This window comes from Hornefia porci, from assembly GCF_001940235.1.
Taxonomy (GTDB): domain Bacteria; phylum Bacillota; class Clostridia; order Peptostreptococcales; family Anaerovoracaceae; genus Aminicella; species Aminicella porci.
Genome location: NZ_MJIE01000001.1, coordinates 1,318,939 through 1,342,225 on the forward strand (window position 1 = coordinate 1,318,939; position 23,287 = coordinate 1,342,225).

The following is a 23,287-nucleotide window of genomic DNA, read 5'->3' on the forward strand; positions in this document are numbered from 1 at the left end:
GTATGCCATTCCGTCGGATTTGCTGCAATCCGCATGTTTTCAACGCTTCAACAAAAGCTGATCCCCGCCGCCTGCGGCGGTTTCTGTTGCATCACGCGCAGATCGTTGCAGTCAGGCAACGGATTTTCCGCCCGCCCGGGCAGCAGATCTTCTACACGCCCAGTATACTGCGGGCCTCATCCGGCGTCGCCACGGTTTTTCCCAGCTCCTCCACGATGCGCTTCACCCGCGCGACGAACTGCTGATTAGATTCCGCCAGCTGGCCTTTGTTGTAGTAGACATTGTCCTCCAGCCCCACGCGCACGTTGCCGCCTAAGGCGAGAGCCGCCATCATGATCTCATTGGCTCCCTTCCCGATACCGAAAGCGCTCCAGGTGCATTTCTCCGGAAGGTGATTGACGAGGTACAGCAGATTTTCCGTCGTCGCCTCCATTCCACCGGCCGCGCCGAGGCAGAGCTGGAAGTGCGCCGGCTCCTGAATAATCCCTTTCCGGATGTAATACTTCGCCGTGTTCAGCATCCCGATATCGAATATCTCAATCTCCGGTTTAACGCCCGCCGCAATCATTTCCTTTCCGCACAGCTCCAGAAATTCCGGCTCATTCATAAACACCACGCTGTTCAGCCAGTTCATGGTTCCGGCGTCAAAGGAGGCCAGCTCCGGCTTCAGTTCCCGGAATGGATGGATGCGCTCCTCCCACGAAAAGCCCTGACCTCCGGAGGACGTGAGATTCAGCACCAGCGGCGAACCAGCGTCCCGGATCAGCTTTACCGTCTCCTCAAACTTGTCAAACCTCATGCTGGCCGCATCGTTGTCATCCCGTACATGAATATGCACCGCGGACGCTCCCGCGTCACAGCACGCCAATGCGGACGCCGCGATTTCCTCCGGCTGCGTCGGAAGGTTCGGGTTATCCTTCTTCGTGGTCACAGCGCCGGTCAGCGCCGCGGTCACGATCACCTTACTTTTGTCATTCAGTCTCCGTGTTTCATACATAATTTTTGTTTCCTCCTGCTACAAAATATGACGGCGCTGTCGCCGTTCTCTTTGCGCACATATACAAACGCAAGCTTTGTGCCACCACAAAGCCATTGAAAATCCGCCGTTCCGGCGGCCCTCAAGTTGCACAGCGTCATTCCCGTTGCAGTCCGGCAACAAATTTGCTTTCAGTGCTCATCCTTCCCTTTATCATTCCGCCCATCGGTGGTATAATGAGGAAAATAACCGGGAGGACGCGATGAATCAGATAGTAGCCATACAGGAAGTAATTGAAAAAATCGACGACGCCGTCAAGAGAGAGGACTATAAGGATCCGGACGCCGCCCTGGCGCTGCTGCAGAGCCTCAAGGCTGATCTGCACTATTTTCACGAGGCCGGAATCGATTTCAAGGTCGTAGTGGACAGCCTCGACGACAGCATTTACATCACCGACAAAGAAGGACGCGTCATGTATGTGAATCCGGCTCACAAAAAGAACACCAACATTGAGCCGGAAGAGGTCCTGGGACGCCTCACCGGCGATATTGTCCGCGAGGGCACTCTGTTCACCGGCGGATCGACGATGGACGTCATCAAAGAGAAAAAGAAGATTTTCCGCCTCTCTACAGTGCAGAAGAAGGATCCCCCCGAAGTCGGATATACCGTAGGCGTTCCCATTTTCGACAGGAACGGAGAACTGGCTCAGGTGGTGGTCAGCAGCCGTCCGATTCTTTCACTCCAGGCGCTGCACGAGGATTACGGCCGATTCCTTTCCGAAATCGACCGCACCAAGGAACAGCAGCACGTCACGATTCACAAAAACGCGAAATCTCCTTCCATGTCCGGTGACCGGCTTATCGGCGCTTCCTACTCGCTGAAAAAAATCTCCGATATCATCGCTCTGGCTGCTCCCACCGACGCGACAGTGCTGATCACCGGAGAATCCGGCGTCGGCAAGGAGGTCATCGCGGACGAAATTTACCGAAAAAGCGACCGCAGCGACCGGACCTTCATCAAGGTAAACTGTGCCTCGATTCCCGCCAATCTGCTGGAATCCGAACTTTTCGGCTACGAGCGCGGCGCGTTCTCCGGCGCGAACTCCGGCGGAAAGCCGGGACTCTTTGAAATGGCCAGCGGCGGCACGCTTCTCCTGGACGAAATCGGCGACATGCCCATGGATCTTCAGGTGAAGCTTCTGCGGGCGATTCAGGACAAAAAAATAACCCGCGTAGGGGGCACCAAACCGATTCAGCTGGACATCCGGTTCATCGCCGCCACCAACAGCGACCTGAAGAAGAAAATCGCGGAGGGCACGTTCCGGCAGGATCTTTTCTACCGGCTGAACGTCATTCCGGTCAACATCCCGCCGCTCCGGGAGCGGATCAACGACATCGATGCGCTGACCGACCACTTCATCGACGTGTTCGCGGAGAAGCACCATCGCCGGCTGACTCTGTCTGAGAAAAACAGAGAAGTCTTCCGTGCCTATCACTGGCCGGGCAACGTGAGAGAGCTGGAAAACGTCATCGAATATCTGACGATCTGCGCTTCCGGCAGCGACCACGTAGACGAGGAGACTCTCCGGGGAATACTGGACATTTCCCAGAGCGACAACCCGGCCACCGGCGCCGGAACTCTGGCTCAGTCCGTGGAAAATTATGAGAAGAATCTCATCGAAACGGTTCTGAAAAGCTCAAAAAGCCTGCGGGACGCCGGCGCACGTCTGGGCGTCAACGCCTCCACAATATCCCGCAAAATCAAGCAGTACGGAATCGACTATCCGGGAACCAAGTAGCACAGTCTCCGGATTTTCTGGTGCGACCGAAACCAGTCTGCTGTATCTTCATTTGTCAGAACAGTCCATAAGAATACGAAAGAACGCCTGCACCTCGTCCGGGGCGTTCTTATTTTATTCTCCCGCGGCCATTGCCGCGGTTTTCTGTATTTATCTGAAGGAAAGAAATCACAATCACTCTGGTCAGACATCGCTCCCCGTCAATTTTACAATAAAACTATTTATCTGCAGATTATTATCACTATACAGTTGCCCTGCCCATTGCTCTTATGCTATAATTGACCATACTCAAGACTACAGTTAATTATCTGATATCCGATTTATAACCCGCATGCAGGAAAGGATCTACACATGCCCAGAAGAATGCAGAAAAAGAATGACTCGAAAAAAGTAAGCGCTTTATGCTGCGGTTCAGCAGCTTTTGTGAAAGGGGTTAAAGGAATCTTTCATCGCGCGCAACACCACAAAGAAGCATCAAACCCGAACTCACTGAGAAAGAAACTGCTGACCATGCTGGCTGCATTTTCAATCGCTTTTACTGTCTGCCAGCCGGGCGATGCCGTTACTGTCCATGCCGCCGGCAGCGAGGTGGATGCGCAGACCATCCTCCAGGAGGCATTGCTGAATGCTGCCAAAGGCACCCCGTCTGAATTTGCAAAATGGGGAACAAAAAAGCTGATTGCCGCTGCCCTCAACTCCGATGAAGTAAGCGACTGTGACATTATCATGGGCAGGCTGGATGACATCGTAAAAAACCAGACCAGGATGATTGATATGCTGAGTGAGATCGATACGAAGATTATGAAAAAAGATCTCTACGATAATATGAATGAGTTTATCAAGAAATCATGGTCAGGCGATTTCGAAAAGAATTATAAAGGACTGACCGCTGTAAATGCTGCATCATACAGCAGCGACGCCGCTCGGGCATCCGCACAGAAAAACTATCTTATCACCAGCGTCGCAGAAATGAATCCCAGTTCACTCCACGGCGGAGACTGCCAGTTTGATAAAGATGTATACACCTACGGAAACTATCTGACCCAGGGTGAATGGGTGTTATACAGCAGCGAACGGCAGCCGATTTATTCAATATGGCATCAGACCATGAAATACAAATACAAATGGGAGCACCAGTCATACGAGGAATGGGCTGCTTTCCAGAATAATGTGACGGAATCATATCTGTCCGCCGCCGCAGTGGACAAGCTCTCGATTCTGGCCCGGATCGATGCGATTGAGAAGTATAACAAGACTCACATTACTTCCAGGATTTCCACAGACGGACTGAAAACACGTTTGAGTATGCTTGACGAACAGATTGCAAAAGTCAGAGAAATCTACAATAAATACAAAGTAACGCCGCTGGCTGATTCCATACGCCACTATCAGGTGCCCGGACATGAAATGTATCTGTATACCACAGCCAAAGAACAGGCCATCATTAATGAAGCAAACCGGAAAAAAGGAATCCACGATCTTGTCACATGGTATAACAAGCATCGCAATAACAAATCCGAGTATACCCAGCTGACGGGAATCAAAGGACGCTGGAACGATAAAATGCACAGAACGGATGTGTCTCCTAACCTGAACCACTGGCGAAGCTTTATCAGCTATGACGCCTCCACTCTGACCCCAACAGCCGAATGGATGCAGCAGATTTACAAAGACTACGAGGGGAAGGCAACTCTTTATCAGATTTTCTTTGACAAAGACAAGGGAAATCTGACGCCGCCTTCAGGCTGGCAGAAAAACTGGAATTTTGTCGTGGATCCCAACCCGGATCATCCGATGGAATACTGGGACGGCGGGACATTCAAAGCCGACCGCATATATACGCCGACGCTGAACGGTTCTGCAGCATTGCAAAAGTCTATCATCTACTACTATCATAACTGGAACAATAATCCTCCGGATACGGTACGGCATTATATCGGTATCGGAATCACGAAAGACCCTCGCGGTAATGCAGATGAAATAAGTCCGGATTACGATGATATCTGGAACGAAAGTTCCATGGACAGTGACCCGCAAGGCTGTGTCATCGGCGCATCTCTCTCTGCAGACGAGCCGAAGAAAGATGAGACCTCCAAAGTGTCTGATTCATTGAATCACACGGACGCGAAAACATCTCCGGAAACCGGCGACTCCGCTCCGATACTGCCGCTGGCCGGTCTGGCGTTCCTGAGTGCATTGGCTGCGGCAGGATTGTTGATCAGGCGAAAAACATCATCAGAGAAATGAACTTTATACTGCACAAAGTCGTTTTAAAAAAAAGCCTCCGCATTAAAGCGGAGCCTTTTTTCTTATACCATTTCAATGATGACTGCGGTTCCCATGCCGCCGCCCGCACACAGGGTGGCGAGGCCGTATTTCTGCCCGCGCTTCATCAGCTCGTACATGCAGGTGATGACCAGGCGGGAGCCGGTTGCGCCCACGGGATGACCGAGGGAAATACCGCTGCCGTTCACATTCAGCTTGTCATCCGGAATTCCCAGCGTCTTCTGGCAGGCAAGGCACTGAGCGGCGAAGGCCTCGTTGATTTCGAACAGATCGATATCGTCGATGGTCATTCCCGCCTTGTCCAGCGCTTTTCTGGAGGCGTCGATGGGGCCGATTCCCATCAGCTCCGGGGGAACGCCTACCGTCGCCACAGATTTGATGCGGCAGATGATGTTCAGCCCCAGCTCCTTGGCTTTTTCCTCCTCCATCAGGATCACGCCGGAAGCCGCGTCGTTCATACCGGACGCATTGCCTGCGGTCACCGTTCCGTCCTCCTTAAAGGTTGGCTTCAGCTTCGCCAGCGCCTCATAGCTCGCGTTTCTCCTGGGATACTCGTCGGTATCATAGGTAGTGTCACCTTTTCTTCCGTGCACCGTAACAGGAATGATTTCATCCCTGAATTTCCCGGCGTCGATGGCTGCCACCGCTCTCTGCTGGGAGCGAAGAGAATAGCGATCCATCTCTTCTCTGGTCACATGATATTTCTCAGCCACATTTTCCGCGGTGATTCCCATCGCAGGTCCGACGCCCAGATTCGTCAGGGAATCCCACATGGAGTCCCGCAGCTCCATATGACCGTACTTCTTGCCGTATCTGGCGTCGAACACCATGTGGGGCGCGGTGCTCATGCTGTCCGCGCCGCCCGCCATGATGCAGTCTGCTTCGCCGGCCTTAATCTGATAGTAGCCGAACTGAATTGACGACATCGACGAAGTGCAGTTTCTGTGGATTGTGATTCCCGGCACCGTAACCGGCAGGCCTGCCTTGACCGCGGCGACGCGGGCCAGGTTGTTTTCTTTGTAGGTCCTCTGATAGTTGCAGCCCCAGATTACATCCTCGATCATCGCGGGATCGATACCCGCCCGCTCTACCAGCGCCTGCATGACAGGGATGGAAAGATCCAGTGACGTAATGGTCTTAAACTGCCCGCCGATGGTTCCGATAGGCGTTCTGCAGCCTGCTACTATGACGACATTTCTCATTGCTTATGCTTCCTTTCCTGTAATTGAGTCTTCCTTCGCGTAGTCCAGGTTGTATTTTCTCGTATTCAGCACAGAGATCAGGATGATGTTCACCGCCAGCAGCACGATGAATACGATATAGGCTCCCCGCAGGGATCCGGTGATGGTCAGCGCGAGAGAATTGATTTTGTAGTTCAGCATCAGCACAATCTCCATAATCGGGAAGTAGATGGAATAGACCAGATCGAAGTTGTGTCTACCGAATACAGAAGCCGGAAGGGACGTCATGAAGTTTGCCGCCGCTCCGATTGCTACGCCGACCATGGCGACACAGATATATCCGCCCAGCTGATTGTTCAGAATATAGTTGACCGCGAGGGCGATGATGTACCAGATCAGGAACGCGCGAACCGCGGTCTTGACGCCCAGTTTCTGGTCGATGAAGCCGAACCCGTAGGAGCCGGCCAGGCCGACGAGGGCGCAGACTGTCATCATGAACACCGCCTTGGTGGGCGTGAATCCCAGCTCAATGTTTCTGGATACCATCTGACTCATGACTCCGGTGGTGACCAGCTGGTTGATTCCGATGATGATGGCGACCACCCACATCTCCGGGGTTTTCAGCAGAGAAGCAACCGTCCATCTGCTGGTGTTCTCCGAGCTCATATCCGCATATTCCGCTTCATAGACCTCTTTGCTGACGTTGTCCGGGTAGACGCCTCTCTCCTGGGGAGTGTTGCGAATCACGATGTACCCGATAATGGCTACAACGATACCGACAATTCCCATGACTCTCATTCCGGCAGCCATTCCGAGACCGCCGATCAGTGCGGAAATCAGAGGAACATAAAGGGCAGAACCCAGATTGTGTCCCATCGTCGTAAAGCCGTTGGCAAGACCTTTCTTCTTCGGGAACCACTGGGTAACCAGATTTCCTCCGCCGATGTACGCAGCGCCGTTGATAAAAATCGTTACCAGTGTCAGGCCGATGAAGTACGAGAATACTGTCTGAGATGCGCCGTAATAAATGTACGATGCTCCCGCCAGTCCGAGGAAGATCGCAGAAAGCGCCCTGGCGCCGATCTTAACGCAGATGCGCCCGATGATAAAGTAAGCGACCACGCCGATCAGGCCCGCATAGAACGCCATATCCAGAAGTCTCGCATGCAGCGCCGTCTGAGAAGCGTAGCCCAGCGCCTTCCAGTGCGCTCCCGCAAACGCCTCGATGACGATATTCTGCCCGTCGATGGAATAACCGATGAGGAACCAGAACATGATCATGCAGTAGAAGATGATCAGCCAGCCCTTTCCGAAGTCGGCTCTGGTGTTTTCCGACTGTAATTTCACATTGTTATCTGACATAATAAACCTCCATATGGTTGTCGCCGGCGGCGCGCCTGCTGCCGCGAATTCATCCGCGCCCCCGCGCCGCCGGCAGGAAATCGCCTATTTCTTTCCGAATCTCAGGTCTGTGGCTGCCACGACCATTTCATCCCACGTATCGAACCGGCTGCTCTCCCGGACAAAGCCGTCCAGCAGCGTCTTAGAGTATACCAGTCTTGGAGAATCCCAGGTGCACATGACGGCGCTGGAATACTTAAAGGCCTCGAAATTTTCCAGATTGGTGTATTCCTGCATGAATTCATCTGTAAAGATATCCTCCAGGATTTTCTTGAATTCATCGTCGTTATTGTAGGATACGTAATCGTTCAGCATGATTATTTACTCTCCGGATGTTCTTTGTAATACTCTTCCGCGGCCTTGAACACATAGTCGCGCCATACGGGTTCGTCCCTCTTCATGCAGGGACGAATGATCTCGTCTTCCTGGTCGCCCATTCCGTTGATAGTCTCTTTCCTCTGGACTGTCAGATACAGAGCCGGCTCGTTCGGTGGGCATCCGAGAATCCAGTAAGCATTCGGATGGTCTTTCAGATATTTCTTTGTACAATTTCCGTGGAGCACGATCTTCTCGTCGGGAATATCCTTCGGAACCTCGTTCTTCGGTCCCGCGACGATGGTCATTCCCGCGTTTTTGTCGTACTCTCCTACCGCCTTCAGCTCTTCCATATTGATGGCAAGCAGCGCCTGACAGCTGGAGCATGCGCCGTCGCAGCGCACATCGTATTCCGGCCACCGCTTGCTCATGTCTCCGATGTACGGGATCCACATGGGCTTAAAGCATTCCTCGATAGTCTGTCCCACGACCTCGATCTGATCCATGCTGTAGCTTCCCAGTCCGGCTTCCTCGGCTACCGTAAAATAGCTGACGCCGGAGGTATCGATTCCGGTGACCTCGCAGGCGACCCGGTCAATAGCGACAGGATCCTTCGACCCCAGAATCATGTTGGATTCAATAGGCACCGGCATGTGGGGGCTGTATCCGCTGGCCGCTCTGTACGCGTCCATGATGTTCAGATCCGCCCTGCATACGGACCACACGTCCATCATCGCCATGGTCAGATTCTGCTGATGCATCTGCATGTGAACCTTGTCCTGCACCACGCCCTTGATGTTCTTCAGCGCGCCGGAGAAGACCATGCTGGCGTGCGCCTTCAGAATCGGCAGATTGATCAGGTGATCCGCCTCCATCAGTCTCCGGGGAAGCTTGATGTGATCCAGGTTGGACCGGTATCCCCGCACCGCAACGTTGACGAGATCCTTGTCCCTCTTAATGTCGTAGCACTCGACGCCTTCCTCCTCAGCCATCTTCGCGATGCCGCTGACCTCAAAGCACTCCACAGTGTCGCAGCCGATCGCGGCGGCTTCGGCGATCACGATTTCCTTAGGCTCCGCCTTCTTCACCTCGCGGATCACGGCGCGGATGACCTCCGGATTGGTACATACCGAGGTTTCCGGCGGTTCCGCATGTCCCGCATTCGGCTTCAGCATCACCACCGATCCCTTCTGAATCAGGTTCTGCACTCCGCCGAGAAGGTCGAACACTCTCGTGACATCCTCCTGAATGTCGGCCCCTTTCACCAGGGCTACTTTCGATTTACTGCTCATAGTATCTCCTTTCACGAGCTGTGATATTTTTCGATATCGAATGATTCCTGCCACAGTAAATCAGCAAGTACCATGCCAAGGTGTAAATGCCGTTATTTGAACAATTTTTTAACAAAGTATGCCCCGCTTTGTTGCATGCGTCTCCGGCAGCGTTGCGGCGGCGCAACAAAAACCTCCGGCCTACGGCATCACCCGGCGGAACACGCGGATTATCTCTTCCTCACTCATTCCATCGCAGAAGCCCTCTCCGACCTGCGGGACAGAGGCCATCGTTTCCTCAGCCAGTTTCTCCGCTCCGACGCCGACGCTGCCCAGTTTCCGGGGGAGTCCGATCCCGTCGACGAACGCCTCCAGACGCTCCTGTCCCTTTCGAGGCTCCTTTTCTCCGAAGACCTGCCGGTAAAATTCCGCAAATCTTTCCCCGTTTTTCGAAAACATTTCACTGCACCATGCAGGAATCAGCATCGCCAGCGCCGCTCCGTGAGCGAGTCCGTATTCCTTTGTGAGAATATGAGACATGGTATGACAGGCGAAGTCCCCTCCCGGTCCAAGCATATCACTGTGAGCCGCCGTCGCCGCAAACATCATCTCCGCGCGGTTCTGCAGGTCTCCGGGATCACGGATCACCCGGGGAAGACATTCCGTCACCGTCTTCATCAGTCCTGCCGTCATCCGGTCAAGGAGAACGCTTTCTCTCCGCAGATCAAAAAAACGTTCGAACGCGTGGGCGAAAACATCGAATCCGCCCTCTGCGGTCTGCCGTGCCGGTAGCGTCACCGTGAGCGCCGGATCCAGCAGCGCGAAGCGGGGTTTAAGCTGCGGAAAGTATCGAAGCAGCTTGTCGTGAGTCTCATGATCCTGGATCACCGCCATTCCGTTGGCTTCACTGCCCGTCGCCGGAAGCGTCACAACTGCGCCGACGGGCAGAAATGTCTCCGGCTCGATTTCACCTCTGAACAGTTCTTCAACTGTTCCCCTCAGACAGGCGCCGGCCGCGGCAGCCTTCGCGGAATCGATAACGCTTCCGCCTCCCACAGCCAGTATTCCGTTCAGCTCCCGATCGCGGATCACACGAACCGCTTTCCGGATAAGCTCACTGTCCGCGTTGGCCGTCACGCCTCCCTGGGGCACAACCGTGCAGCCGGCCTCCTCCAGACGCGCGGTCAGGCGCTGCCCCAGCCCGGTGCGAAAGATCCGCTCGCTTCCGTACAACAGCAGAATCCGATCCGCATACCGTTTCATCTGCTCCCCCGCCTGTTCTTCAGCTCCCTGTCCGAAAATGATTTCCGTGGGAATGCTCATCGTAAAATTATACATTCTATTCATCTCCCGTTGTCTTGATTTCCGGTTCGCGCCCCGCAACAGGGCGCGTCCTTTCTGCATACTGTTAATGCAAGGGATATGCCAGTCCTCATTCTCCCGATGTTTTGCAAGGCACAAAACAAAAAGCGAGGCGAATCCGCCGCTCCTTCCGGACGCGTCTCGCCTCGCGCAGTCATTCGTTTCTGTATATTCTCCGGGAGATGCCGCGGCGCCGCCGCACGCTGTGCTCTGCCGGAGGCTGTGCCCCGTCAGAGGCTGCACTCCGCCGGAGCCTGTTCTCTACCGGATATTATGCTCCTCGATCAGATCGTTCTTGATGTTCCAGAGCTTTCGGGAAAGATCCACATAATACGTCTGCGGGTTTTCAAACCGCAGGGTCTCCTCCCACAGTGTCTCCATCTGCTCCGCGCAGTAATTCCGCACGGTCTCAATGTCAGGGCAGTCATAGACCTTCTCCCCGTGCCGGAAGAGCTGCACCCGCAGATTGCGGACATAGAAGTTGTTCAGAGTCTTCTTTTTCCAGATGGCGTTCGGATCAAAGATCACATAGCCGTCCTGCTCGGGGATGGTCTCGCCGTCCACCGTCAGCACATCCGCCAGAGCCTTGTCGCTGTCTCTGTCGTAGAGACGGTACAGCGTCTTGAATCCCGGGTTTGTAATCTTTTCCACGTTCTCGGAGATCTTGATTTTCGGGATGATCTCCCCGTCCTTCTCCAGCGCCGCCAGCTTGTACACGCCGCCGAACACCGGCTCGGATTTGGCGGTGATCAGCCGCTCGCCGACTCCGAAGGCGTCGATCTGCGCGCCCTCCAGAATCACGTCCCTGATCAGATATTCGTCCAGAGAATTGGAAATGGTAATCGTGCAGTCCTGCAGACCGGCCTCGTCCAGCATCTTCCGCGCCCGTTTTGTGAGATAGGCGATGTCGCCGGAATCGATGCGGATTCCCATCTTTTTCGGTTTCATGTCGCGGAAGGCCCGTATCGCCGCGGGTACGCCGGATTTCAGCACATTATAGGTGTCCACCAGCAGAATGCAGTTGTCCGGATAGATCTCCGCATATTTGACAAAGGCGTCGTATTCAGTCGGAAACATCTGCACCCAGCTGTGCGCCATGGTTCCCAGCGCCGGAATCTGGTGATCCCGATCCGAGATGGTGCACGCCGTGCCGCTGCAGCCGCCGATATAGGCCGCTCTGGCGCCCATGTCCGCCGCCGTCGCTCCATGCGCCCGACGGGAACCGAACTCCATGACCGGCCGCCCCTGCGCCGCCCGGACGATGCGGCTCGCCTTCGTTGCGATCAGACTCTGATGATTGATGATCAGAAGAATCATGGTCTCCACGAACTGCGCCTGGATGACAGGCCCCCGAACCGTCACAATCGGCTCATGAGGGAAAATCGGCGTTCCCTCCGGAACCGCCCAGACGTCACACTCGAATTTGAAATTCTTCAGATAGTCCAGGAATTCCTCGCAGAAAATCCCCTTCCCTCTGATATATGCGATGTCCTCCTCGGTGAATTCCAGATTGTCCAGATACTCCACCAGCTGTTCGATACCGGCCATGATGGCGTAGCCGCCTTCATCCGGAACTCTGCGGAAGAACATGTCAAAATACGCAATATCGTTCATCATACCTGACTTGAGGTATCCGTTTGCCATCGTGATTTCATAGAAATCCGTCAGCATCGTCAGGTTTTTCTCTTCAACCATTTGGTTTCTCCTTTTGGTTACTCCGTGCTCACTGTGCTCCCGGCGATCCAGTCTCGCCGGCTCTGCCCACCATTATACTCTACTTCAGCATTTTCTTCAAGAACTGTCCGGTGTAGGACGCCTCACACGCCGCGATCTCCTCCGGCGTACCCGTCGCGACGACAGTCCCGCCGCGGTCTCCGCCGTCCGGTCCCAGATCGATAATGTGGTCCGCCCGCTTGATTACATCCAAATTGTGTTCAATGACCACTACGGTATTTCCCGCGTCGGTCAGCTTGTCAAGCACGGCCAGGAGCTTATCCACGTCCGCGAAGTGAAGCCCCGTCGTAGGCTCATCCAGGATGTACAAAGTCTTCCCGGTGCTGCGCTTCGAGAGTTCTGTCGCCAGCTTGACCCTCTGGGCCTCTCCGCCGGACAGCTGGGTGGAGGGCTGCCCCAGCTTGATGTAGTCCAGGCCGACCTCGTTCAGCGTATCCAGCTGGCGTTTCACCGACGGAATATTCCTGAAGAAATCCAGTGCCTCCGCCACGCTCATGTCCAGCACGTCAAATATGCTTTTGTCCTTATATTTCACCTCAAGGGTCTCCCGGTTGTACCGCTTCCCGTGGCATACCTCGCAGGGCACATAGACGTCCGGCAGGAAATGCATCTCAATCTTGATGATGCCGTCTCCGCTGCACGCCTCACACCGGCCGCCTTTGACATTGAAGCTGAAGCGTCCCTTCTCAAAGCCCCGCATCTTGGCCTCCGGAAGGCTCGCGAACAGATCCCGGATATGGGTGAACATTCCTGTATAGGTTGCCGGATTGGAACGGGGCGTGCGCCCGATAGGCGACTGGTCGATATCGATCACCTTGTCGATATTCTCCAGCCCCAGGATCTCGTCGAATTTCCCGGCCTCCTGCTGAGAGCGGTTAATGACGCGGGAAGCTCCTTTGTTCAGGATCTCGTTAATCAGACTGCTCTTTCCGGAGCCGGAAACGCCGGTCACACAGACGAATTTCCCCAGCGGGATCTCCACATCAATGTGTTTCAGATTATTCTCCGCCGCACCCCGGATGACGATTTTCTTTCCGTTTCCGGGCCGGCGCGCCAGAGGAACCGCGATTTTCCGTCTGCCCGACAGATACTGACCCGTAACCGACTCCTCACAGGCGCAGATGTCCTCCACCGTTCCCTGCGCCACCAGCCGTCCTCCATAGATCCCTGCGCCGGGTCCGATGTCGATAATATGATCCGCGGCATACATGGTATCCTCATCGTGCTCCACCACGATCAGCGTGTTTCCAAGATCGGTCAGATGCCGCAGCGTCGCGAGGAGCTTGTCGTTGTCCTTCTGATGGAGCCCGATGGAGGGTTCGTCCAGGATGTACAAAACGCCGGTCAGACCGGATCCGATCTGTGTCGCCAGGCGGATACGCTGCGCTTCTCCGCCGGACAGCGTTCCCGCCGCACGGCTCAGGGTCAGATAATCCAGCCCCACATTGACAAGGAAATGCAGCCGCTCGTGAATTTCCTTCAGAATCTGACGTCCGATCATCCGGTCCTTCTCTGACAGCTCCATATGATCCACAAAGTCCAGCGCCTGACGCACCGACATGTCCGACAGCTCCGCGATATTGCGTCCGCCCACGGTGACCGCCAGCACCTCCGGCTTCAGCCTCTGTCCTTTACAGTCCGGACACTGCTTTGTGACCATGAATTTACTCATCCGCTCCTTGAAAAAGTCCGATCCCGTCTCACGGTAGCGGCGCTCCACATTGCTGATCAGCCCTTCAAAGGGATGATCGCGTTTCTGCGTTTTGCCGGTGCTGCTGCTCACGTAGGTGTATTTGATATGGCGGCTGCCGGTGCCGTACAGGATCTCCTGACGGAATTTTTCAGGAAGCTCGCGGAAGGGCACACTGAGGTCAACGCCCTCCTGCTCCGCGATCACCTGTACGATATTTTTGTAGAAGCCGCTGAATTCCATAGTTGCATAGATGCGCTTCAGCGCTCCCCTCAGGATGCTTTTGTCCATGTCGATCATGGTCTCCGGAACGATTTTCTCTGTGAAGCCCAGCCCGCTGCAGGTTTCACACGCGCCGAAGGGACTGTTGAAGGAAAACATCCTCGGCTCCAGCTCCTCAATGCTGGCCCCGTGCTCCGGGCACGCGAGCTTGGTGGAAAAAGTCTGTTCCTTTTCATAATCCTGATGCCTGAGCCAGGCGTTCACCAGCCCCTCGCCCTCCTTCATGGCCAGCTCCACAGCCTCTGAAATGCGGCCCTCCTGACCGGGCTTCACCACCACACGGTCGATGACGATTTCAATCGTATGCCGGAATTTTTTGTCCAGCCGTATCTCATCCTCATCTACCGAAAGTGTTTCTCCGTCCACCCGGACACGGGTATAGCCCTCTCTGCGGATGCGGTCCAGAATCCGAACGTGCTCCCCCTTCCTCTGGCGCACCACCGGCGCCATAATCATGACGCGGGTTCCCTCCGGCCAGGACATGATGGCGTCGACGATCTGATCCACGGTCTGGGAGGAAATCGGCCGGCCGCACACCGGGCAGTGAGGTTTTCCGATCCGCGCGTAGAGCAGGCGGAGGTAGTCGTGAATTTCCGTCACCGTGCCTACTGTGGACCGCGGATTTTTACTGGTCGTCTTCTGATCGATGGAGATGGCGGGAGAAAGGCCACTGATAAACTCCACGTCCGGCTTGTCCATCTGCCCCAGAAACTGCCGGGCGTAGGAGGACAGGCTCTCCACATAACGCCGCTGTCCCTCCGCGTAGATCGTGTCAAACGCAAGGGAGGACTTTCCGGAACCGGAAAGCCCTGTCATCACCACCAGCTTGTTTTTCGGTATTGTCACGTCAAGGTGCTGCAGATTGTTTTCATTAGCTCCCCTGACGACGATTTCATTTTCCATTTAATTCCCCTTTTCCACCGGCTTTCACAGCCTGCTTGATTTATATTCAAAAATCCGATCGCGGAGCTCCGCTGCTCTCTCAAACTGCAGATCGTCTGCGGCCTGCCGCATCTCCTTCTCCAGCTCCTCCAGGTACTTTCTGAGTTCCCGGGTCGTCAGCTCCTCAGGCTTCTTTCCTTTGTAGCCCTTTTCCTCTGCGGGGCGCGTCGCCTCAATCACAGCCCGAACGGATTTTTCGATGCTCCGCGGCGTGATCCCGTGCTCCTCATTGTACCTCTGCTGGATGCTCCGGCGTCTTTCCGTCTCATCGATGGCGGCCCGCATTGCCCTGCTGACAGAGTCACCGTACATGACGACATGCCCGTTCACGTTCCTGGCAGCCCGCCCGATGGTCTGAATCAGCGAGGTCTCCGTCCGCAGGAACCCTTCTTTGTCCGCGTCGAGAATCGCCACCAGTGTCACCTCGGGAATGTCCAGGCCCTCCCGCAGAAGGTTGATTCCCACCAGCACGTCGAATTCCCCCAGACGAAGGTCGCGGATGATCTCCAGCCGTTCCAGCGTATCGACCTCCGAATGCAGATAGCGGGTGCGGATCCCTGCGTTCACCAGATAATCCGTCAGGCTTTCCGCCATCTTCTTTGTCAGCGTAGTCACAAAGGCTTTCCCGCCCCCGGCAATCGTCGTATTCAGCTCGCTGATCAGGTCGTCAATCTGTCCCTCCGTCGGCCGGACGTCGATCTCCGGATCCAGCAGTCCCGTAGGCCGGATCACCTGCTCTGCGGTAATGCCGTCAGAATGCTCCCGCTCATAGGCGGCGGGCGTGGCGCTGACGAACAAAATCTGGTTCACCAGGGTTTCCCACTCCTCGAATTTCAGCGGACGGTTGTCCAGCGCCGAAGGCAGCCGGAAGCCGAAATCAACCAGCGACTGCTTCCTGGAACGGTCGCCCGCATACATGGCACGCAGCTGCGGGAGCATGACGTGAGATTCATCGATCATCACGATAAAGTCCTCCGGGAAGTAGTCCATCAGCGTATAGGGGCGGGAACCCGGCGGCAGACCGTTCAGATGTCGGGAATAGTTTTCAATGCCCTTGCAGGTGCCGATCTCCCGGAGCATCTCCATGTCGTACCGTGTCCTCTGCTCGATGCGCTGCGCCTCCAGCAGCTTACCCCGGTCTTTAAAGTAGCGGATCCGTTCCTCCAGTTCTTCCTCTATGGTTCCCATGGCGCGCTCCATATTTTCCGGCGAGGTCACATAATGAGTCGCCGGATAAATCGCCACGTGATTCCGCAGTCCTACGATTTCACCGGTCACGGGATTCAGCTCCTTGATGGTCTCGATCTCATCGCCGAACAGCTCGATGCGCACCGCATTGTTCGCACCCGCCGGAAAGACGTCCAGAATATCGCCCCTGGCGCGGAAGCTGCCGCGCTCCAGCACCATATCGTTCCTCGTATACTGAATATCCACCAGTTTCCGCAGAATCTCGTCCCGGGACTTCTCCATTCCGGGCCGCAGAGAAATCATCTGATTTTCATAGTCGAACGGACTTCCCAGTCCGTAGATGCAGGAAACGCTGGCAACGATGATCACGTCCCGGCGCTCAAACAGAGCCGCGGTGGCGCTGTGCCTCAGCTTTTCGATTTCATCGTTAATCTCTGAGTCCTTCTCGATATATGTATCGGTGGACGGCACATAGGCCTCCGGCTGATAATAGTCATAATAGCTGACAAAGTATTCTACGGCGTTTTCCGGGAAAAACTCCCTGAATTCGCCGTGCAGCTGCGCCGCCAGCGTCTTATTATGAGAAATGATCAGCGTCGGACGCTGCATCTGTTCGATGACGTTCGCCATCGTAAAGGTTTTGCCGGAGCCGGTGACTCCCAGCAGCGTCTGACATCTCTTTCCCGACCGGAATCCCTCCACCAGTTTTTCTATTGCCCGGGGCTGATCGCCGGTGGGTCTGTAATCCGAATGAATTCTGAAATCCAACCTGTTTCCTTTCCTGCTGCTCCGCGGTTCGCTGTTTCGCCGCCTGCCGTTTTCGGTCTGCCGCCGTTATCTGCGTTTCAGTCCTGTTGCTCCGCGGTTCAATTCGTCGCTGCTTCGCAATTCGGGGTTCGACGTATCACTGCGCCGCGGCGTCCTGTTTCGCCAATATCTGCGCGGCACGCACTACATGGGCCGCCAGCACAGAGGTCGTCACTCCGCCTACGCCGCCCGGCACCGGGCTGATGGCGGCTGCTTTTTCTGAAACTCCGGGGAAATCCACATCTCCACAAAGTTTTCCCTCTTCATTCACATTAATTCCGACATCCGCAACAACAGCCCCTTCAGAGACCATGTCCGCGGTAATCATGCCGGCCCGTCCAGCAGCCGCGGCAATCACCTCCGCCTGCCGGCAGGCACCGGGCAGATCCTTTGTACGGGTATGACACATCGTCACCGTCGCATTCTTCTTCAGGAGCATCATGGCAAGCGGTTTCCCCACCACCATACTGCGCCCCACCACGGTGACACGCTTTCCGCTCAGCTCTATCCCGTAAAAATCCAGCATCTCCATCACGGCCTCCGCGGTGCACGGCGCATGTCCGCCTGAATCTCCGCTGAACACTCTGGCGATATTGACCGGACTCATGCAGTCCACGTCCTTGACCGGGTTAATCATTCCCGCAATCTCCTCCTCGTCCAGGGCGGGGGGAAGCGGCCGGAAGAGCATGATTCCGTGAACGTCCGGGTCGTCGTTGATTCTGCGGAAGGCAGTCACAAAATCCTGCTGGCTGATGTCCTCCGGAAGCTCAGTGACATCCAGGCGAATTCCGACACTTTCCATCCTCTTGCGTGCGCCCCGCTCATACGCCAGATCGTCCGGGCGCGCGCCGACCCGGATAATATGCATTACCGGTTCTATACCCTGGGATTTCAGTTCTGTAACATCCCGAAACATTTTTTCCTTCATGGCGGCAATTACCTCCGCCCCTTTCATTGTCATTCCTGCCATTTGTCTCCTCCTGTCTGACGTTCGACCCAATACGTTTATTAACGGCTCCTCCTGCCGCTCTCCTGCCCGCGGCCTTTAACAAAATCCCCGACAGTGTGCCTGCCGCACCGCTTTGCCGCCGGCAGCGTCTCACTCCCGCGGTCTCGAATAGAAATGTCCGGCCAGACGTTCTGTCTTCAGCACATTGATGAATGCGTGGGGATCCACCTCGTGAATCTCCCGGATCAGCATCGGCGCCTGATCTGCGCCGATGACCGAGTAAATCATATGCTTTGTGGTTTCCTTGAAGAACCCCTCGCCCCGGAACAGAGTCGCGTCATGATGAGTCAGAATGCTGATTTTATCATAGACGGATTCCGGCATGTCGGTAATCACGATGAGCGTGAGCTGATTATATCGCTTGAACAGATTCTGAATGACCTGTGTCGTGACGAACTGGAAAATTATGGAGTACAAGGCTTTGTCCCACCCGAAAAAAATACCCGCGAGGCACAGGATCACCACGTTGCCGGCCAGTATGTAATTCCATGCGTTGATTCCCTTCCGCTCCAGCAGAACAATGGAAATAAAGTCTGTTCCGCCGCCGCTGGCGTCCATCCAGAGGCACAGAACGATAATCATTCCGTTGATGAGCCCGCCGAAGATGCAGATCAGAAGCACATCGTAGGTGATGGGAATCGCCGGAATCGCATCGGTCAGCACACTGGACAGTATCGTAAAGTACATTGAGTAGAATGTGAACTTTTTCCCGAGGTACCGCAGTCCCAGATAAATCGGAAAGACATTCAGCGGCAGAAAAACCGCAGAATACGCCAGCTTCAGACCCAGGTATTTATCGGTCAGCCGTATGATCAGCAGCGCCGCGCCGGAAAAGCCTCCGGGAAACAGATCCGCCGTGTCGACGAAACTGTTCAGGTTGAAGGCCGATAAAAGCGCCGCGGCAGAGATGACCAGAATCCTCAGGAGCTCCCGACGGAGCTTCTGCTTTCTCGTCAGCGGTTCCTTAGGGGTCTTTCCGCGAAACTTCATACTCCGCTCTCCTCCGGCAGTTTGCTGACGTCGATCCATCCCAGCGCCCGGGAATAGCGGAACAGCTCATCCGGACTGAGTTCTATCGCGCTGTTCGCACTGCCGCAGGCCGGAAACACCGTATCGAAGCGTTTCAGGGATTCGTCGCAGTAAACACGGACGGCCGGATTGTCCACCGCAAAGGCGCAGACTCCGCCGACAGCGTGCCCGGTCAGCTCCAGCACCTTCTCAGCGCTCAGCATCTTCGCCTTGTGTCCGAAGGTCTGCTTGAACTTCTGATTGCTGACCCGCGCATCCCCCGCAAACTGAATCAGAATGCAGGCGTCCTCCTGATCAGGGACCTGAAACGACAGGGTCTTGCAGATGCGGGCGCCCTCGACGCCCACCGCCTGCGCAGCGAGCTCCACGGTCGCGCTGGAAACGTCGAACTCCAGGATGCGATCCTCCAGACCGAACTGACTGAAATATTCTCTTACCTTATCGATTGCCATAACTGCCTCCCGTATGAACAGTGCCTGTGCATTAAACACGATTATTATATCACAGTCCCCCTGATTATTCATCGGCAAAAGACAATATTCATATCAGGTCAGACTATTTAATGTGCGCTCAGCCATCGAACAGTATCCGCCGGCGCACCCTGCTATTGGATTGTTCGCTGCGGCGCTGCCGACAAATCAGTGTTTTAAACATCCTATCGGAACGATGTATATTCCGTCCTCACGCCTATATGCAAAATCTCCAACGCCTGCAATTATCATCATAAAAGACGGGCCCGGCATTTTCTCCGTGTCTATCTTCCGCTCAAGAGATTTAAGATTTTTTACACCTTCCTCTATAAGCTTCTGACCACCCAGTTTTATTTCCGCAAAACCATAGTTTCCGTTTCGGAGATGGATAACCGTGTCGCACTCCAATCCGGATTTGTCTCTGTAGTGCAGCACATCTCCGCCAAGGGATTCAGCATACACCCTAAGGTCCCGGACACATAATGCCTCGAAGAGCAGTCCCATGGTATTCAGGTCATTTATCAGGTCGCTCGGACCAATGCCCAAAGCTGCAGTTGCAATAGACGGATCCACAAAATATCTTGTATCTGATGATCGTATTGCTGTCTTTGAACGCAGATTTGGATTCCAGGCCGGCATGTCTTCAACAACAAATATCTTCTTTAATGCATTAATGTATGCCGCTATCGTATCTTCATTCAATGTTTCTGTATCATTTGCCTTAATATCATCTTTAAGTGTTGTAATTGCAATCTGTGAGCCCTGATTTCTGGCATATGATCTCATTAACCTTTTAACTCTCTCAGGGTTCTTATTTACACCATCAGCTCTGTTAATATCAGATCTTACAACTGCATCAAAATAATCTTCCGCCTGTGAGAGTGCCGCCTTCTCTTTCATGTCAATTGCGCGCGGCCATCCGCCTCTGCAAATCAGAAATGCAAGGTCATCTATTTTGTGATTGTTCGTACCGACAATCCTATCAGGTTTACCGAATAATTCTTTCAGGCTTACTTCTCCTGAGGATTCACCTGATTCATACAGAGACATCGGTCTCATCATCAGCCATGTAAATCTTCCTGTTCCGGAATGAGTTATTTCTTCAGATTCTGCCGGTACCGCCGAACCGGTTAGAATGAACTGTCCTTCTTCTCCTCTTGTGTCAACTTCATAGCGTGTCGCATCCCAGATTTTAGGTGCAATTTGCCATTCATCAATCAGTCTCGGAGTTTCGCCTGCGAGAAGACGACTCGGCTCAATTTCTGACATCTGTATATTAGCATCTCTTTTCGACGGCTCATCCATTTTCAAAACGCTGCCGGCAACTTGCAGCGCTGTTGTTGTTTTTCCACACCACTTAGGTCCTTCTATTACGACAGCCCCTTTTGCCTCGAGTCTGTCCTTCAGCATTTCATCTACTATACGTGATCTATATACTTTCATAATGCCTCCTCTTGATTTACAGTATAATTTATTTTCGGTGATTTGGCGATATATTTTTCGGTGATTCGGCAATATTTTTTTCGGTGATTTGGCAATTCTGTGTATTCATTCAATGTGACTGCCAAGTCAGGTGCTGCCAAAGCAGATTATTCATCGGCAAAAGGCAATATTCGTTGACACATTTTATTCAGACAATTATAATTAGTGCATGCTTATTAAGTCCCCGTCGGACTTAACTGGCGCTGAGAGCGGTTCATACGCAGCGCCCCGGCGCACAATCCGCGGCAAACTGTATGGCGTGCTGTGCGCCGGCATGCACTAATTGATGCCTGTGCCCCGGGATTCGGCCGTTTCCGAATCCCTCTGCTGCCGGCTCTTTGGAAACCGGCGCTGAGCCTTCCCGCAGCAGGCAGCAGAATATGCCCTCTCTTTGATTCTGCTGCCGGGCACGCATTAAATTAGTGCATGCTTATTAAGTCCCCGTCGGACTTAACCGGCGCTGATAACGGTTCGTCCGCAGCGCATGCTTATTAAGCGAGTATACTTTGAACAACGGAGGAGTTTATTATTATGTCAGATTCTGGAAAGGGTGGATTTAAATCCAACTTTGGTTTTCTGATGTCGGCGGTCGGCGTCGCCATCGGTCTGGGCAACATCTGGAGTTTCCCGTATAAAATGGGGGCGAACGGCGGATTTGCCTTTTTGCTCGTCTATATTCTTATGGCAGTCTTTGTTGGCTATCCGCTGCTCCTGGCGGAATTTTCGCTGGGACGTAAAAGCGGAAAGGGCGCTGTGGAAGCGTTCCGACAGGCCAACCCGCGTTTTGCTTTTACCGGCGTGTTTGAAACCGCAGTTCCGTTCCTGCTGCTGTGCTTCTACTGTCTGCTGGGCGGAATGGTCATGCGCTACGCCGTCGTCAACTTCGGAGACATCATTGGTGCGCCCTTCGGGCTCCACGGCATGGCAAGCAGCGATTTCTTCGGAAGCTTCGTTTCAAACTTCAAGGTGCTGGCGATCTTCACTCTGATCTTCCTCGGAATGACCTCCTATGTCGTGTACCGCGGCATCGAACAGGGAATCGAAAAATTCTGCTCCATCGGAATGCCTGTTCTGTTTGTGATGCTGGTCATCACGGTCATTCGCTGCTGCACACTTCCAAACGGGATGGAAGGTCTGCGTTTCATGTTCAAGCCTGACTTCTCCGTTTTCGCGGGAACCGGCTGGTTCAAGGTGTTCGCGACGGCGGGCAGCCAGATGTTCTTCTCGATTTCTCTGGGCTCCGGCGCACTGATCGCCTACGGCTCCTATATGAGAAAGGAAGATAATCTGGAGAAAAGCGCACTGATCGTTCCCGTCATGGATACCGCTGCGGCACTGCTGGCAGGCATGGCTGTTTTCCCGGCGGTCTTTTCGGAAGGTCTCGAACCCTCCGCAGGTCCCGGTCTGCTGTTCGTATCTCTTCAGACGGTTTTCGATGCGATGGGAAAGGCCGGACCGCTCTTCGGGTTCATCTTCTACGTCCTGGTCTTTGTAGCGGCGTTCTCCTCATCTATCGGTATGATGGAGGGCGGTATCTCCGCACTGATGGATCACCGCATCCGCAAAGGAAAACCGGCCGGCCGCGGACACGTAACGGTTCTGATCACCCTGACCACACTGGTCGGAAGTGTGCTGGTCGCGCTGGATCAGCTGGGAGGAAACCCCTCTGTCTGGAAGCCCTTCGGTCTGGGCAGCTGGCTGGACGTATTCGACCTGGGCGCGGAGGGCATCCTGATGCCCCTTGGCGGATTCCTCACCGCGATTCTTCTGGGCTGGTCCAGACGCGGATTCATCGATGACGAGGTCCGGCTGAGCTCCGATTACCGCAGCCGCCCCTTCGTCGATTTCTGTCTGCGCTACGTCAGTCCGATTTTCATGGCGATCGTCATCTTCGTACAATTCAGCAGCTTTTTCTTCTCCGGCACCGGATGGTATAAGGCGCTGATGGGATAACAAAGCATAATCCGCAGAAGCCCCGGGCTTCCGGCGGCGATGCGGCAGAAATTACATTACAATTCGAGTAGGAGGGGGAGTTTTCCCCCCGTCCTCTCACAGCACCGTACG

The 23,287-nt window shown here is 54.4% G+C and carries 16 protein-coding genes; 3 read left to right on the forward strand and 13 right to left on the reverse strand.

The window, feature by feature from the left end:
• Positions 1–151: 151 nt before the first annotated feature.
• Positions 152–997, reverse strand: coding sequence for a beta-keto acid cleavage family enzyme (locus BHK98_RS06355; RefSeq protein ID WP_075712703.1), 846 nt, complete (start codon positions 995–997; stop codon positions 152–154).
• Between the two features lie 241 nt (positions 998–1,238).
• Between BHK98_RS06355 and BHK98_RS06360 the strand changes: the two genes are divergently transcribed.
• Together BHK98_RS06360 and BHK98_RS06365 are read left to right on the forward strand one after the other, a co-directional pair.
• Complete coding sequence (locus BHK98_RS06360) at positions 1,239–2,774, forward strand: sigma-54 interaction domain-containing protein (RefSeq protein WP_075712704.1); 1,536 nt, start codon at positions 1,239–1,241, stop codon at positions 2,772–2,774.
• Between the two features lie 351 nt (positions 2,775–3,125).
• A complete protein-coding gene (locus tag BHK98_RS06365) occupies positions 3,126–5,021 on the forward strand; it encodes an LPXTG cell wall anchor domain-containing protein (protein ID WP_075712705.1) in 1,896 nt (631 codons plus the stop codon).
• A 62-nt stretch (positions 5,022–5,083) separates the two neighbouring features.
• Here the strand turns inward: BHK98_RS06365 and BHK98_RS06370 are convergent, their stop codons facing one another.
• From BHK98_RS06370 to BHK98_RS06425, 12 genes are all read right to left on the reverse strand, one after another.
• A complete protein-coding gene (locus tag BHK98_RS06370) occupies positions 5,084–6,262 on the reverse strand; it encodes a thiolase family protein (RefSeq protein WP_075712706.1) in 1,179 nt (392 codons plus the stop codon).
• A 3-nt stretch (positions 6,263–6,265) separates the two neighbouring features.
• Positions 6,266–7,603, reverse strand: coding sequence for an MFS transporter (locus tag BHK98_RS06375; RefSeq protein WP_075712707.1), 1,338 nt, complete (start codon positions 7,601–7,603; stop codon positions 6,266–6,268).
• Between the two features lie 84 nt (positions 7,604–7,687).
• On the reverse strand, positions 7,688–7,957 hold the full coding sequence (locus BHK98_RS06380) for a hypothetical protein (RefSeq protein ID WP_075712708.1): 270 nt from the start codon (positions 7,955–7,957) through the stop codon (positions 7,688–7,690).
• A 2-nt stretch (positions 7,958–7,959) separates the two neighbouring features.
• Positions 7,960–9,249, reverse strand: a complete 1,290-nt coding sequence (locus tag BHK98_RS06385; RefSeq protein ID WP_075712709.1) for a DUF362 domain-containing protein — start codon at positions 9,247–9,249, stop codon at positions 7,960–7,962.
• 180 nt (positions 9,250–9,429) lie between these two features.
• Entirely contained in the window at positions 9,430–10,566 is a 1,137-nt protein-coding gene (locus BHK98_RS06390) for an iron-containing alcohol dehydrogenase (protein WP_075715022.1), read from the reverse strand.
• A gap of 285 nt (positions 10,567–10,851) precedes the next feature.
• Positions 10,852–12,285 (reverse strand): nicotinate phosphoribosyltransferase, encoded by a 1,434-nt coding sequence (locus BHK98_RS06395; protein WP_075712710.1) that lies wholly within the window; start codon positions 12,283–12,285, stop codon positions 10,852–10,854.
• Between the two features lie 79 nt (positions 12,286–12,364).
• Positions 12,365–15,199, reverse strand: coding sequence for an excinuclease ABC subunit UvrA (gene uvrA / locus BHK98_RS06400; protein ID WP_075712711.1), 2,835 nt, complete (start codon positions 15,197–15,199; stop codon positions 12,365–12,367).
• 24 nt (positions 15,200–15,223) lie between these two features.
• Positions 15,224–17,194, reverse strand: a complete 1,971-nt coding sequence (gene uvrB, locus BHK98_RS06405; RefSeq protein WP_075712712.1) for an excinuclease ABC subunit UvrB — start codon at positions 17,192–17,194, stop codon at positions 15,224–15,226.
• A gap of 136 nt (positions 17,195–17,330) precedes the next feature.
• A complete protein-coding gene (locus tag BHK98_RS06410) occupies positions 17,331–18,203 on the reverse strand; it encodes a bifunctional 5,10-methylenetetrahydrofolate dehydrogenase/5,10-methenyltetrahydrofolate cyclohydrolase (RefSeq protein ID WP_075712713.1) in 873 nt (290 codons plus the stop codon).
• 129 nt (positions 18,204–18,332) lie between these two features.
• A complete protein-coding gene (locus BHK98_RS06415) occupies positions 18,333–19,232 on the reverse strand; it encodes a YitT family protein (protein WP_075712714.1) in 900 nt (299 codons plus the stop codon).
• Complete coding sequence (locus tag BHK98_RS06420; RefSeq protein ID WP_075712715.1) at positions 19,229–19,723, reverse strand: YbaK/EbsC family protein; 495 nt, start codon at positions 19,721–19,723, stop codon at positions 19,229–19,231. Before BHK98_RS06420 ends, BHK98_RS06415 begins: the two co-directional genes overlap by 4 nt.
• 186 nt (positions 19,724–19,909) lie before the next feature.
• The gene (locus BHK98_RS06425) at positions 19,910–21,184 is read right to left on the reverse strand and encodes an ATP-binding protein (protein ID WP_075712716.1); all 1,275 of its coding nucleotides are present in this window, start codon (positions 21,182–21,184) and stop codon (positions 19,910–19,912) included.
• 570 nt (positions 21,185–21,754) lie between these two features.
• Here BHK98_RS06425 and BHK98_RS06430 point away from each other — a divergent pair.
• Entirely contained in the window at positions 21,755–23,176 is a 1,422-nt protein-coding gene (locus BHK98_RS06430) for a sodium-dependent transporter (RefSeq protein WP_075712717.1), read from the forward strand.
• Positions 23,177–23,287 lie beyond the last annotated feature (111 nt).

What these genes read in the sequence shown, in the direction of transcription:
- BHK98_RS06375 (WP_075712707.1), bottom strand. Translation starts at nt 7,603, where the DNA reads ATGTCAGATAACAATGTGAAATTACAGTCGGAAAACACCAGAGCCGAC.
- BHK98_RS06385 (WP_075712709.1), bottom strand. Translation starts at nt 9,249, where the DNA reads ATGAGCAGTAAATCGAAAGTAGCCCTGGTGAAAGGGGCCGACATTCAG.
- BHK98_RS06370 (WP_075712706.1), bottom strand. Translation starts at nt 6,262, where the DNA reads ATGAGAAATGTCGTCATAGTAGCAGGCTGCAGAACGCCTATCGGAACC.
- BHK98_RS06430 (WP_075712717.1), top strand. Translation starts at nt 21,755, where the DNA reads ATGTCAGATTCTGGAAAGGGTGGATTTAAATCCAACTTTGGTTTTCTG.
- BHK98_RS06410 (WP_075712713.1), bottom strand. Translation starts at nt 18,203, where the DNA reads ATGGCAGGAATGACAATGAAAGGGGCGGAGGTAATTGCCGCCATGAAG.
- BHK98_RS06355 (WP_075712703.1), bottom strand. Translation starts at nt 997, where the DNA reads ATGTATGAAACACGGAGACTGAATGACAAAAGTAAGGTGATCGTGACC.
- BHK98_RS06360 (WP_075712704.1), top strand. Translation starts at nt 1,239, where the DNA reads ATGAATCAGATAGTAGCCATACAGGAAGTAATTGAAAAAATCGACGAC.
- BHK98_RS06420 (WP_075712715.1), bottom strand. Translation starts at nt 19,723, where the DNA reads ATGGCAATCGATAAGGTAAGAGAATATTTCAGTCAGTTCGGTCTGGAG.
- BHK98_RS06380 (WP_075712708.1), bottom strand. Translation starts at nt 7,957, where the DNA reads ATGCTGAACGATTACGTATCCTACAATAACGACGATGAATTCAAGAAA.
- BHK98_RS06390 (WP_075715022.1), bottom strand. Translation starts at nt 10,566, where the DNA reads ATGTATAATTTTACGATGAGCATTCCCACGGAAATCATTTTCGGACAG.
- BHK98_RS06395 (WP_075712710.1), bottom strand. Translation starts at nt 12,285, where the DNA reads ATGGTTGAAGAGAAAAACCTGACGATGCTGACGGATTTCTATGAAATC.
- uvrA (WP_075712711.1), bottom strand. Translation starts at nt 15,199, where the DNA reads ATGGAAAATGAAATCGTCGTCAGGGGAGCTAATGAAAACAATCTGCAG.
- BHK98_RS06425 (WP_075712716.1), bottom strand. Translation starts at nt 21,184, where the DNA reads ATGAAAGTATATAGATCACGTATAGTAGATGAAATGCTGAAGGACAGA.
- BHK98_RS06415 (WP_075712714.1), bottom strand. Translation starts at nt 19,232, where the DNA reads ATGAAGTTTCGCGGAAAGACCCCTAAGGAACCGCTGACGAGAAAGCAG.
- BHK98_RS06365 (WP_075712705.1), top strand. Translation starts at nt 3,126, where the DNA reads ATGCCCAGAAGAATGCAGAAAAAGAATGACTCGAAAAAAGTAAGCGCT.